The following is a 12891-nucleotide window of genomic DNA, read 5'->3' as shown; positions in this document are numbered from 1 at the left end:
GATGGCGGAATATTCCGTGCAGTTCAGAAGTAAAAAAGGCCGGTCTTAGGCCGGCCTTGTGAAGTATCGATATTTATTCCACTGAGGAGCGGATCAGGTAATCAAATGCGCCCAATGCTGCTGTGGCACCGGCGCCCATGGAAATCACAATTTGCTTGTAAGGCACAGTGGTGGCATCGCCGGCAGCGTAGACGCCGGGTACAGAAGTTGCGCCACGCTCGTTGATAACGATCTCTCCCATGCGATTCATTTCTACATCGGTTTCCTTGAGGAACTCTGTATTTGGGACCAACCCAATTTGCACAAAGATTCCTGCCAGATGGAGTTTTTTGTTTTCTCTAGATTCACGATCGGTGTAGGCGAGTCCATTTACCTTGTTACCATCGCCTAGGACTTCAGTGGTTTGGGCGTTGACGATAATGTCAACGTTATCCATCTGCTGAGCTTTGCGTACTAAAACGTCATCTGCTCGCAGCTTGTCGGCAAATTCCAAAACGGTGACATGCTCGACAATACCGGCCAGGTCGATGGCCGCCTCAATACCGGAGTTGCCTCCACCGATAACCGCAACGCGCTTACCTTTAAAGAAGGGGCCGTCGCAGTGGGGGCAGTAGGCAACGCCTTTAGTGCGGTATTCCGCTTCACCCGGCACGCCGAGTTCTCTCCAGCGGGCACCGGTGGCCAGTACGACTGAGCGACTGGACAGGGTGGCGCCGTTTTCCAGCTCAATATCCACCATCTCGTTGCGCTGTAAATTGGCTGCACGTTGGTCGGTGATAATATCTACGCCGTACTCTTTAACGTGTTGCTCCAGGCTGGCAGAAAGCTTCGGGCCTTCGGTGTAAGGGACTGAGATAAAGTTTTCGATACCCACGGTATCCATCACCTGTCCGCCAAAGCGCTCAGCCACCAGGCCTGTTCGAATACCCTTGCGTGCGGCATAAATGGCTGCTGCAGCACCGGCGGGTCCACCACCCACTACCAGTAAGTCGTAAGGGGCTTTTTCATTGAGTTCTTCAGTTTTGCGTTCTGCGGCGCCGCTATCCAGTTTACTGACGATTTCTTCCAGAGACATTCTCCCCTGGCCGAAATGTTCGCCGTTCAGGTAGACCGCTGGTACCGCCATCACATTGCGCTGCTCAACCTCATCCTGGAACAGGCTGCCATCGATCATCTCGTGGGTGATGTTGGGGTTGAGGGTAGCCATCAGGTTCAGTGCTTGAACCACATCCGGGCAGTTCTGGCAGGAAAGCGATATGTAAGTTTCAAAGTGAAATTCGCCTTTTAGATTGCGCACCTGCTCCAGTAGTTCAGGGTTCGCCTTGGAGGGATGGCCGCCCGCTTGCAGTAACGCCAACACCAGAGAGGTGAATTCATGGCCCAGAGGTATTCCGGCAAAGCTTACGCGGGGTTCTTCACCCGCTGGAGCGATGGCCATACTCGGAGTGCGCTTGGCCTGACCTTGCCGTGCACTGATTTTTCCAGAGAGCGCGGAAATTTCATCGACCAGCGATTCCAGTTCTTTGGATTTCTGACTGTCATCAGTGGACACACGAATCTCGATCGGCTTGACGATATTCTGCAGGTAAGTGTCCAGTTGCTTCTTCAGGTTTGCATCCAACATCGGTGTGTCCTTTCCTAACAATTTCTAAATTTGGGTGTGGCCCACCTTTTAGGTGGGCCGGGTCAGAGTTGCTCGGGTTTAAATTTTGCCGACGAGATCGAGGGAGGGCGCTAGGGTTTCTTCCCCTTCCTTCCACTTGGCCGGGCAGACTTCACCGGGGTGTGCGGCGACATACTGAGCGGCTTTGATCTTGCGCAGTAGCTCGCTGGCATCGCGGCCGATGCCACCGGCGGTGATCTCGACGATCTGGATGCGACCTTCCGGGTCGATCACAAAGGTGCCGCGGTCGGCAATGCCTTCTTCCTCGATCATCACGCCGAAGTTGCGGGTGATGGTGCCTGTGGGATCGCCGATCATCGGGTACTGGATCTTGCCGATGGTGTCTGAAGAGTCGTGCCACGCTTTGTGGGTGAAGTGGGTGTCCGTGGATACGGAGTAGATCTCTACCCCCAGCTTCTTGAACTCTTCGTAGTTGTCCGCCAGGTCGCCCAGCTCGGTAGGGCATACAAAGGTGAAGTCGGCGGGGTAGAAGAAGAACACCGCCCACTTGCCCTTAACGTCGGCGTCGCTGATATCGAAGAAATCGCCGTTCTGGTAAGCCTTGGCGTTGAAGGGCTTCAGCTGGGATTCGATGTAACGTGACATGGATAGCTCCTTATTGATGGCTGTCTTGCCGGTCGTTGTTTGGGTACGGGGTTTATGCTATCGGGCTGCTATTTTTAATAAAAATTATTAATTTAAATATGTCTGATAGTTGTAAGTAATTAATGGGGCTACTTAAATAGCTATTACTTTTCGGAAGCCTGTAGTGCCAAGAGTCATGGCAAGGTCCTTGAAGACTGGATTTGTGTGAATAGGTAGGGAAAACAAAAGACTGAAGAGGGGATTAACACTTCTTCCTGGTGGTTGAGGGTTATGAGAAGCAACAAAGAGGGAATCTAAAAAGACAATGCCCACCAAAAGGTGGGCAATGCCGGTTCCAATCCTGTGAGGGCTTGGGAAAACTTAAATTTTGCCAACCAGGTCGAGAGACGGCGCCAGGGTCTCTTCACCTTCTTTCCACTTGGCAGGGCAGACTTCACCGGGGTGTGCGGCGACGTACTGGGCAGCTTTGATCTTGCGCAGCAATTCGCTGGCGTCACGGCCGATACCACCGGCGGTGATTTCAACGATCTGGATACGTCCTTCCGGGTCGATCACAAAGGTGCCGCGGTCGGCGATGCCTTCTTCCTCGATCATCACACCGAAGTTACGAGTAATGGTGCCGGTGGGGTCGCCGATCATCGGGTATTGGATCTTACCGATGGTGTCAGAGGAGTCGTGCCACGCTTTGTGGGTGAAGTGGGTATCGGTGGAGACGGAGTAGATCTCTACCCCCAACTTCTTGAACTCTTCGTAGTTGTCCGCCAGGTCGCCAAGCTCGGTGGGGCATACAAAGGTGAAGTCCGCGGGGTAGAAGAAGAATACGGCCCACTTGCCTTTTACATCGGTGTCGCTGACGTCGTGAAATTCACCGTTCTGATAGGCCTTGGCATTAAAGGGCTTGAGTTCGGATTCGATATAACGGGACATGAATTGCTCCTTTGTTGGATTAAATGTATTCCGCGTTGTGTCTGTAACTTCTGTAACTTGAATACTATTGCTTTGGATTTTTTAATAAAAATTAACAATTTAAATGTGTCAGATAGCTTGTGGCTATGCGCATGTCTCGGGCAGGCTGGATTGTGGGTAGGGGCGACTTTAGGGATACTCCTAGGACTAGGGGTGTGCGTTGTGCTGCTCACCGGTAATGGATACTAGGCCGCAGGAAAGTGGTATGCGATTGATAAGATTGTTGAAGCACGACTTGGCGCGGGAAGCCGGGGACTGGGTGGATGATGGGGTGATCAGCGAGGCGCAGGCGGAGTTAATCTGCGCCCGTTATGAGGTGGACTACCATCGGGCCCGACAGCGCTCAATGGGTTACAACGTGTTGGTGGGGCTCGCTTACCTGTTTATCGCGCTGGCACTGATTACCCTGATTGGCGCCAACTGGGAGGAGATTCCACGCGCTTTGCGTATGGGAGGGCTAATAGCGCTCACTTTAGCCACCCAATGTGTTGCCCTGCGGATCTATTTCACAGGCGATCCCCGCCGGGGCGAGGGGCTCTTCCTGCTGGGGAACTTCTTCTTTGGTGCCTCAATTATCCTGATCGCACAGATATACCATCTGGGCGAATATATGCCCGATGGCGTCTTCTGGTGGGCATTGGGTTGCCTGCCGTTTGCCCTGATTACCCGCAGCCCCTGGCTGGCCATCCAGGCACAAGTTTTAGCGCTGCTGTGGTTCTTTTTACAGGTCAGCATGGGCTATTACCCGGCGCTCTTCCCGCTCTTTATTGCGGCCTCTCTCTATGTACTTCTGCGCGGGCGTGCGAGTACGGTTCTTATGCTGTTGCTCCTGGTGAGTATCGGTTTCTGGATTGAATACACTCTGTCGGAATTTTGGCGGAGCCAGCAGCCGTGGGTTGGGTTGAAGTTCTATCCCGAGAATCTGGCGGTAGCGGTTGCCCTGTTTATTCTGCTGTATGTTTTCAGCCACTGGCTGGCCTTGAGGGGCGCATCGGTGGCCAAGGACTACGCAGCAGTGATTTCCGTATGGTGCCTGCGTTTTGCTCTGGTCAGCCTGCTGGTATTCAGCTTTGCATTTCCTTGGGAAGCGCTGATTGAGGCGCAGTGGGAGCACCGGCTGAGTATGTGGCTGGTGGTAGCCGCGATGGCTGCGGTTACTCTGGTTTTGGCACTGCCGACCAGGCGCCTGTTATCGAGCGGCCTCCTCTTGATGTTTTTTGTCGGTGCCCTGATTACCGTTAGCACTAGTGACAACCAGGATTTGGCAGTGTACCTGCAGGTGGCGACCAATTTCGCCCTTATCAGCTGCGGTATTTGGTTGATCTATCGGGGTATTCACGATGGTATTTCCCATTATTTCTTCCTTGGGGTGATGTCAATATTGATCACCGCACTATTGCGCTATATCGACCTGATCGGCGATTACCTGGGGGCGGCGTTAATCTTTATTCTATTTGCGGGCTTGTTGCTGGGCGCCGCCAAGTACTGGAAGCACCACCAGGGTAGGGAGGAAATGCCATGAAAAAGGGACTGACCTATGCCTTAGGGGTGGCGATTGCTGCGCAGTTTTTAATTCTTGTGGGGATGTATGTAAAAGCGCAGATGCCGCTTTGGACGGGAGAGTCGATTCGAGTCAAAGCGATTCCGGTAGATCCCCGCTCTCTATTTCGCGGTAACTATGCGCGGTTGAATTACGATTTTTCTCGTGTTGCCAAGTCGGCCCTGGCGGGAGACCGGCAAGTGCGAGAGGGAGAGGTGGTATATGTCTCCCTGAAAAAAGATCCTTCAGGACTCTATGAGTTTTCCGCGGCGAGCCTGGAGAAGCCTACCGAAGGAGTATTCCTAAAAGGGCGGATTGTGGGTGGTAATGCCTGGCGTGCAAAGCATTTTTATCGAGTCAAATACAGCATAGAGGCTTACTTTGTGCCCAAGGTAAAGGCTCTACAACTGGAGCGGGAATTGCGCGATGGTGGGATTGCCGAGCTTATGGTGGCGCCTAGCGGGCAAGTGACCCTTAAGAATGTTGTTGGGGACGATTGATTCGGTATATTTACTTGTGCGGTGTTTGGCGTAGGAGTATGCCGGTTCCTAATCGAGTAAAGAAAACAATGCCAATGGATGGAGTCACGCTCTATGTCGCAGGGAAAAGAATATCGGATCGATATTTTCTCTACCATGATGTGGGTACAGGCGGGCTGCCTGCTGCTGGCAGCAATCGGTTTTGGGTTTTCCGAGGTAGTACTTCCCGCAGTCGACAGAGCCATTTTGAGTTCAGTGGCCTGGGGAATTCTGGGGGCGTTACTCAGCTTTGCTGCGGTAGTGGCGTTGAGTCGTTTCCACAACCGGGTGGGCCGTACCCTGCGTTGGTACTGTGGCCAATTGGCGCCAATTTTCAGCAAAATGCCTCTAGTCCAACTAGTCATATTGTCTATCGCTGCGGGCGTGTGTGAAGAGCTGTTATTTCGTGGTTTTCTGCAAACTTGGTTATCACAGCTGAGTTCACCGCTTTTGGGGTTACTCGGTGCCTCCCTCGTTTTTGCACTTCTACATTGGGCTTCGCTGATTTATGTACTGTTGATTTTTGTTTTTGGCTTGATCCTCGGCTTTGCCTATCAAATCAGTGGCAGCCTGTTGGGGGTGATAGTCTGGCACGCCGTTTACGATTTTTTCGCCTTGGTCACACTCGTCTATTACCCCAAGGTTCTGGGCGCAGATCGTTGGTTGAGCAAATAATTCGCGTGTTCAGGGGCTCGGCACTTCAGTCCTTCAGCCCTATAGCAAGGTATGGGCAAGTAGTAGGGAGAGTAGAGCCGTTATAGTAAAGGCAATCAATGCCAGAAGGCCGTCGTGGGCCACCAGGGCCAGCCCAAAAATGGTGAGGGCAAAACCCGCCGTAGTAGCGGAAAAGGGCACCAGCTCCATTAGTGGCATCGTTAAAGCGATCAGCGAGCAGGTGGTGGCGATAGCATAGGTGCCGCCGCGCCTCACCAGAAAGTCCAGGCGCGGCTGCATCCAGCGGTCAGCAAACTCTGCCGGCCGTCGCAACCAATGCAATGCTCTTGTGAGCTTCTTTTTTGAAATAGAACGGTTCAATAACCATTGAGGCAGCCATACATGTCTGCGCCCCAGTATGAGTTGAATGGCCACTAGCAGTAACAGTGCTGCCATGGCGGTAGAGATACCAGGCACGCCACTCAAGGGGGAGAATAAAATCAAGCCTACCACCAACAGGAAGGGCGCATAAGACCTGAGCCCTATGGTATCTATCACAAGCTCCAAGGAGACCCGTTCAGCGTGTTGGCAGCTGGTTTCGATTTGATCGAGCAGTTGGCACAGACCGGTAAACTCCTGGGTCATAATAGTGAGGCTCAGTGCCTGGCGGTGTTCGGTTGCATAGGATCCAATGGCCAGGGCTTTACAGACTGGCATCCTCGCCGACTATGAGCTATGGCTGGGAGTGTCGGCAAGGCGACTTGGGGCAAGAAGGACAAGAGAAGCTTGGATAAATAGGACACAAACAACAGCATTGCGTTCACCAGAAAGGAAACCTCTAGTGATAGTCTGTGCCGCCAAGGCCCCAAGCGCCAGCCCAGCAGGGGATCTAGTTGGAAAACAACTCATCCAAAGTGAAGCTTTCCAGGCCCTTTCCCTTCCTTTTACTCTCGCTTACCATCTTTGCCGCCACTTGAGCGCCTTTTATTGGACGGTAGCGACGTAATCCAGGCAGCAGGCAGATCCAGGGTAGCAGTATGGCGCCAATTTTCTCGGCTGGGCGGGAATCGCTACGCTCTCCCACGAGTAGAGAAGGGCGGAAGATACTGATTTGGGCAAAGGGCAGTAGCAAAACCTTCTGCTCTAATTCTCCTTTCATTCGCAAATAGGCATTGCCACTCTCGGCATTAGCGCCACTGGAGGACACCAGCAGGTAATGAGATACCCCATTATCAGCTGCAAGTTGTGCTGCGTGGAGCTGGTATTCCACATCTACCTTATATTGTTGCTCCAGGCTGCCAGCTTGTTTCTTGGTAGTACCAAGACAAGAAAAGAGCAAGTCGCCCCGAAATAATTCTGCATATTCCTCAAGGTGATCAAAATCCACTACTTCATTGCGTACCTTGGGGTGGGGAGAGGGGGCGCTTCGGCGGGTAAGGGTAATTACCTCATCAATGAAAGCTTCTTTTGCTAATTGTTCAACCAGGTGATTCCCGATAAGTCCTGTTGCTCCGATAATAATGGCTTTCATTGCTAAGTTTCCCGGTTAATCATTGTGCTATTAGGTGAATAATCCACTATTAAGGGGTGGTCCTGTCAAGTTTGTCGGGTACCTTAAGAACTTTATTTTTTAGTCAGATTTTTAAAATAAATGAGAACTTCGTTATATTTAAGTGCTGAAGGGGTAAATATAGCGGGAAAAATGAATTTAATGTATGGGACGATTTAATAAAGTTATGGAGAGTTAATGAATATCTGGTTGACCTTGGGTCGAACAGCTGGTGCAATAAATAAATGATAATCGACCGTCAATAATAAAGAAAATGTTATTATGAAAAGTTTATATACATGGTACTCGGTAAGTAATTATTTTCGTAATTTTCTTAAGGTTGGGTTGAGTAAGCCTGATGAGGTGGGCTCATCCATTCTTAGTCCAAAATCGCAAGATGTTATCATACATATTGGCGCCCCAAAGGCTGGATCTTCAGCAATACAAAAATTTTGCAAAATGAATAGAGATAAGCTTGCAAAGTATGGATATTTTTATCCTTTTCATTCACTTGATGTTAATAATGTTTCGGGCGGACACTCCATATTGGAGGCTAAGCTTGTTGAAGGTGACTTGGAGGGAGTAAAAAAAATTTTACAGAAATGGATCGACACCGCCAAGAAATATAATATGTGCTTGTTGTTATCAAGTGAGTCTATTTATGGTAGGGCGAATGATTTGGCGAGTATTCTTGCGGGTCAAAGAGTGAAGATTTTTGCATATTATCGATCTCCCATCAGCGCCTTATTTTCCCATTACAATCAATCCGTTAAGCGAAATTTAAATAAAGGATTTTTGACTAATTACGTTGATTTAATATTGGAGGGCAATCAAGATAGATATTCTGGTGGTTTTATTCGGCTTTGGATTGATAGGTTTGGCTCTAAAAATGTTACTGTGTATCCCTATCAAGATGTAAGGGACAAATCATGTAACATCGAGCAAGATTTTCTTTGTTATCTCGGTATTTCAAAGAGGACAAGTTGCAAATTTGCCTTTAGTGAGAAGGCTGTAAATTCTTCTTATAGTTTGGGCGCACTGGAGTTAAAAAGACAGTTGAATTTCATATTGCCTGATGCGGATTTGTCTTTGCAGAATGAAATAGATTGGTGTCTACAGAAATATTCTGATGAGTTAGGTTTGCCGACACCTAGATTGATTGAGCTAATACCATTGGAGAAATTTAAAGAGCTGCAGGAGAAATTTTCGGTGACAAATAAATATATGAAAGATAATGTCTTGGCATACTGCCCGGAAAATTTCTTTGATGAGAGTTTGGTTGATGGAGGCGATGGGTCCACTGGGTCATCAGAGCATGTTCATATATCTGCTTTAATTGATGCGGCCAGAGCAATTGATAAGAACCCAGAGGCAAAGAAAAAAATAAAAAATTTAATTTCTATTCGCTTATCGAATTTAGAAGAAATTAACCTGACGATCTTCCGGCTTGCTGATATTTTTGGGGTTCCTTATCAAGATCCTATCATCTCAAAATTCAAATACACTGAGCGCCAGATTCGTATTTTAAGTGCTAGCACTGCAGGTGGGGCAGATATTTGCCGGGAGACTGCTTTGGCGCTAGAAGCCAATGGGGAGTATGTTCAAGCTTGCTTTTTTATAAAGAAGGCTTTGGAGCTTCGTCCTAATGGCAGGGTTATACAGGACATTTATAAGCGTTTATGTGAGTATAATTTTTAATATTTCATTTTAGTAAATACTATTTGTCTGGCAATCAAACCTTGCACTTAGGCAGCATAAAAAATTTTCTCGCATTTCAAATATTTTTTCATCTGTCAAGATTTAATTTGTATCCTCCTTGTGTGAGGAATTGGCTTTCACATTAGTTGTTTCTTGCGATGGGCGAGTTCCGGCTATGGACTCATACTTTTATCACAATTTAAAGTATTCACCAGGATTCATCTCCAGATGGTAGACTATTAAATCAAATGTATAAGTTCATTTTCTTGATTTGCCATCTATGTTTAGTAAATCTTGGCACTGTATACTTTAAGATTGCCGAATTTTGGAATCGTCCTTGGTCTATTGCCTCGTGTAGGCGAGTCGAGGTTTACAACTGTATACATCCGCCCCGTCCATCCTTGCAGATAACTATAAGCAGCAAAGCAAGCTTAAAATTAAAAAACTGTAGTGTGATCGGGTGTCATTTTTAAAGTAGGACTGAAGTAGCCGAAATTTGAAATAATACAGGCATTACTGTAAAACCTCAGGTTTCATCCCTGCACAATATTTGGCCGGTATTTCATCTAAATGGAATGCCTTCATAAGATCTCTGCTTGCCCCAACATAAGACCCTACCGTTGCGCCTGACCAGTAGCCCGTTTCACAAGTCAGAGAAACACAGTCTCCCCCAAAAGTTACAAAGGGCTTATCACGTACAATCTTGCAAGTGCATATGGCTTTGAGCGGATTCATTGGATCGACAATGCAGGGTTGATCCAGGCAATCTGTCCACGGTTTACCCTGTGGGCAGGAAAGTACAGGCTTAGTAGGTGCCTGCGCGAAAGAAAATGTCGATAAGGCCTTTTTTACACCGTTTGAGTCAGTTACAGGCACCCGGGCTTTGCATTCTGATAATCCGAAGTTCAATCCCTCGTTAACATCACAATTACAAATTGCATTTGAATCCGGTTTCTCGGGATCCGGAACGCAAGGGGCGGATGTGCATAAGACATATTCATTGCTACAAATGGTGCCTTTGCCATTTTTGATGGCGTTGTGATTGCCCTCCTCAGCGGCTGTTTCAAACCCTATAAAAGCAAGAGTAATCAAAATGACTGTGACCAGGGATGAATCTTTCTTCATGAACGTAGCCTTTATGATTAAAAGGTTGGATAAAATTTAAGCTGATATCTCTAAGGTTAGGATCATTAAGGCGTCCGTTTTTGGTGGGTAGGGTCAGTTTGTCAAAGTGCGACCAATGTTGTTCAAGGTGGTGGGGAAAGAATCAGGAATCGGACTTAACAGGCGTCATTTAATCTATTGATCTATCGGATATAAGGGTTAGCCGGGTATGTATGTCAGCTAGGGCTTAAAGTGTAGTTGGGATGGATGAATCCTAGAGTAATAAATCTTGTACATAACCAGTGTGCGTAAAGACTGGATAATGGTTAGGCGTGAAGGGGATCGGCATGTTTAGGCATCAAGGATGCCTCGAAATGATTTTATTTAGGTTGCTCAATGCAAAACTTCTCGGCAATTCTAGAAAAAAAATTCAGTGTCCCGGCTGTTTCAATACAGTTATAAAGTCGATCTTGACGAGGCAAATAGGTACCTTGCATCTCCTGTTGCCGCATTGGCATACGATCTATACGATGAAATATTTCCACGGGTGAGAAGGTTATAGTGCGATATTTCACTCCACCATCCTTGCCAATTAAAACAACCTGTTCAGTATTACCTCTAAAGTATTGGTCGCGGACATTTTTACCGAAATCTCTGGAAACTTCACCAGGGTAATTAGTCTCGATCTTCTCATTGGAAAACAAAAACCATAGAAGTTGCCTTTCGGCGAATTGTGGTTCCAGTTTGAGCAGAGACTGCATAGTCTCCGGCACATCTTTAGGGTTGGCCAGGAGCAAAACACGATATTTCCATTGGAAATTTTTAAGGTTGTTTATAGCTGCTTCCTCTGCGGAAAGCTGTAAAGAATAAAGAATTAATAGCAAAAAAAACAGTATACGCATTAGTACAACTCTGCTATTTGGATTGCTAAATACACTTAAGTTTAGCTGAGTTATATCAACTAGACTTATACGGTGCCCCTCATGATTACTCATGTTAATGAAATAGGGGATGGTACCCTGGTTTTTAGTGGATCTTATTTAAGAGGCCTGGATATAAGCACTGGGTTACTGAGAGAAGTCCCAAACCCAAGAATTGCAGGGGCCTGATAACTTTCTGACTTGATTTTTAATTGGAGTCTCTGAAGCTGGTACCATTTATGGCGTACGTGCAGGAGTCCTCCCAGCAGTCAAACCGATTAGGCCTATTGGCCATATTCGTTGCTCTGTTTATTATCGCTATCGATATTAGCGCCTTCTCCCCGGCGGTCCCGGCGATCGAAAGGGAGATGAATATGGATATTACCACTTCACAGTGGGTTATTAATGGCTATGGACTGGTCTTTGGGGTACTGGTTGTTACCGGTGGCCGTATAGCAGACATTATCGGTCGACGTCGTACTTTTATAGCAGGAGCCAGTATTTTCTTGCTCTTTTCCCTTGTTGGGGGGCTTTCAATCAATGTGCCAATGCTACTGGGAAGTCGGGCGGCGATGGGTGTGGGAGCTGCCCTCATGTGGCCTGCGATTCTGGGCATGGCTTATAACCTGATGCCGGAAGAGCGTGCCGGGGAAACTGGGGGATTGATTATGGCGGTTTGTGGCCTCGCCAATACCCTCGGCCCGGTTGTCGGTGGCTTATTGGCAGATCTACTGAGTTGGCGCTGGTTATTTTTCTTCAATTTGCCTATTGCTTCCGTTGCAGTATATATGTGTTGGAAATATATCCCTCTAGATGCTCCCTTTGATCCGGATGAAAAAATTGATTATCTTGGTGTTGCTGCCCTTACAGGTTCGCTATTAAGTTTTCTCCTGGCCTTAAACTTTGCTTCTGAGAAAGGTTTTCTGAACCCTTTAGTGGTGGGACTGTTATCTTTGTTCTTATTATTCAGCGTTGCTTTTTTTATTATAGAAATAAAAGCCCGTGATATTGCGCTGATTCCACCAGATATTGTTGAAAACAAGCGTTTTTTGGCTGCAGGTGCAGTTACACTATTTACCTCTGTAACTTTCTTCTCAGTTATTTTGTACCTGCCACAATTCTTAACCAATGTGCGAGGCTTTTCTACTATACAGTCAGGGTTAGTCCTGGTTCCAATGATGGTTGCTTTCGGGCTGACGTCATTTATAGCAGGAAAATTATATCTGAGAACAGGGGGGAAGCTATTGGTCTGTATTGGGATTCTTGGTATGAGTCTGGGAATGCTCTTTTTATCCAGATTGAGTCAAGGTTACGAGTATATCTTTGGGTTAATCATTTTAGGGGCGGGCCTAGGGCTATTTAACCCCTCAACTACAACGATGGTTATTGCCATCGTAAATCCCAACCGTGCCAGCCTGGCGAGCGCCATTATCTATATGCTTAAAATTACCGGGGGAGCTGTTGGTTTAGGTGTTAATGCAGCGATATTGGGTTTTTCACAGAATATAACATCAGGTATTAGTCGGGCATTTGAAGTGAATGCCTGTTTTGCATTTGTGGGCTTTGTCATTGCGATTCTGTTTATGAGTGCACCCAGAATCCCAGAGCGGGAAGAGGGGTAATGGCTGAAATGAGGGAGTATGTGGAGAAGGCTGAAGTAAATATCCTATTTT

Annotated in this window: 12 protein-coding genes; 5 read left to right on the top strand and 7 right to left on the bottom strand. The window is 47.6% G+C overall.

What is annotated here, in order from left to right; translation table 11 throughout:
• Positions 1-73 precede the first annotated feature (73 nt).
• From ahpF to ahpC (LC073_RS14920), 3 genes are all read right to left on the bottom strand, one after another.
• Complete coding sequence (gene ahpF, locus LC073_RS14930; RefSeq protein WP_226648060.1) at positions 74-1624, bottom strand: alkyl hydroperoxide reductase subunit F; 1551 nt, start codon at positions 1622-1624, stop codon at positions 74-76.
• Between the two features lie 78 nt (positions 1625-1702).
• Positions 1703-2269 (bottom strand): alkyl hydroperoxide reductase subunit C, encoded by a 567-nt coding sequence (ahpC, locus tag LC073_RS14925; protein ID WP_152452991.1) that lies wholly within the window; start codon positions 2267-2269, stop codon positions 1703-1705.
• 360 nt (positions 2270-2629) lie between these two features.
• Entirely contained in the window at positions 2630-3196 is a 567-nt protein-coding gene (gene ahpC / locus LC073_RS14920) for an alkyl hydroperoxide reductase subunit C (protein ID WP_226648058.1), read from the bottom strand.
• A gap of 244 nt (positions 3197-3440) precedes the next feature.
• Here ahpC (LC073_RS14920) and LC073_RS14915 point away from each other — a divergent pair, with 244 nt between their 5' ends.
• The 3 genes from LC073_RS14915 (at position 3441) to LC073_RS14905 (ending at position 5968) form a co-directional block, all read left to right on the top strand.
• Complete coding sequence (locus LC073_RS14915) at positions 3441-4757, top strand: DUF2157 domain-containing protein (protein ID WP_226648057.1); 1317 nt, start codon at positions 3441-3443, stop codon at positions 4755-4757.
• On the top strand, positions 4754-5275 hold the full coding sequence (locus LC073_RS14910; RefSeq protein WP_226648056.1) for a GDYXXLXY domain-containing protein: 522 nt from the start codon (positions 4754-4756) through the stop codon (positions 5273-5275). The genes LC073_RS14915 and LC073_RS14910 overlap by 4 nt, the downstream gene beginning before the upstream one ends.
• Positions 5276-5368: 93 nt before the next feature.
• Positions 5369-5968 carry a CPBP family intramembrane glutamic endopeptidase gene (locus LC073_RS14905; protein WP_226648054.1) on the top strand — a complete coding sequence of 200 codons (600 nt, stop codon included), beginning with the start codon at positions 5369-5371 and terminating at the stop codon, positions 5966-5968.
• Between the two features lie 39 nt (positions 5969-6007).
• Here the strand turns inward: LC073_RS14905 and LC073_RS14900 are convergent, their stop codons facing one another.
• A complete protein-coding gene (locus LC073_RS14900; protein WP_226648052.1) occupies positions 6008-6664 on the bottom strand; it encodes an exopolysaccharide biosynthesis protein in 657 nt (218 codons plus the stop codon).
• Positions 6665-6836: 172 nt separating this feature from the next.
• Positions 6837-7478 (bottom strand): NAD-dependent epimerase/dehydratase family protein, encoded by a 642-nt coding sequence (locus LC073_RS14895; RefSeq protein ID WP_226648050.1) that lies wholly within the window; start codon positions 7476-7478, stop codon positions 6837-6839.
• 300 nt (positions 7479-7778) lie between these two features.
• Here LC073_RS14895 and LC073_RS14890 point away from each other — a divergent pair, with 300 nt between their 5' ends.
• A complete protein-coding gene (locus LC073_RS14890) occupies positions 7779-9194 on the top strand; it encodes a hypothetical protein (protein WP_226648048.1) in 1416 nt (471 codons plus the stop codon).
• Between the two features lie 513 nt (positions 9195-9707).
• Here the strand turns inward: LC073_RS14890 and LC073_RS14885 are convergent.
• A complete protein-coding gene (locus LC073_RS14885) occupies positions 9708-10319 on the bottom strand; it encodes a hypothetical protein (protein ID WP_226648047.1) in 612 nt (203 codons plus the stop codon).
• Positions 10320-10678: 359 nt separating this feature from the next.
• Complete coding sequence (locus LC073_RS14880) at positions 10679-11200, bottom strand: DUF4174 domain-containing protein (protein WP_226648045.1); 522 nt, start codon at positions 11198-11200, stop codon at positions 10679-10681.
• 257 nt (positions 11201-11457) lie between these two features.
• Between LC073_RS14880 and LC073_RS14875 the strand changes: the two genes are divergently transcribed.
• Positions 11458-12840: an MFS transporter gene (locus tag LC073_RS14875; RefSeq protein ID WP_226648043.1), complete on the top strand. Its 1383-nt coding sequence runs from the start codon at positions 11458-11460 to the stop codon at positions 12838-12840.
• Positions 12841-12891 lie beyond the last annotated feature (51 nt).

The sequence above is a fragment of the Microbulbifer variabilis genome (assembly GCF_020524905.1).
Lineage (GTDB): Bacteria > Pseudomonadota > Gammaproteobacteria > Pseudomonadales > Cellvibrionaceae > Microbulbifer > Microbulbifer variabilis_A.
This window is presented reverse-complemented; position numbering and strand designations above follow the sequence as displayed.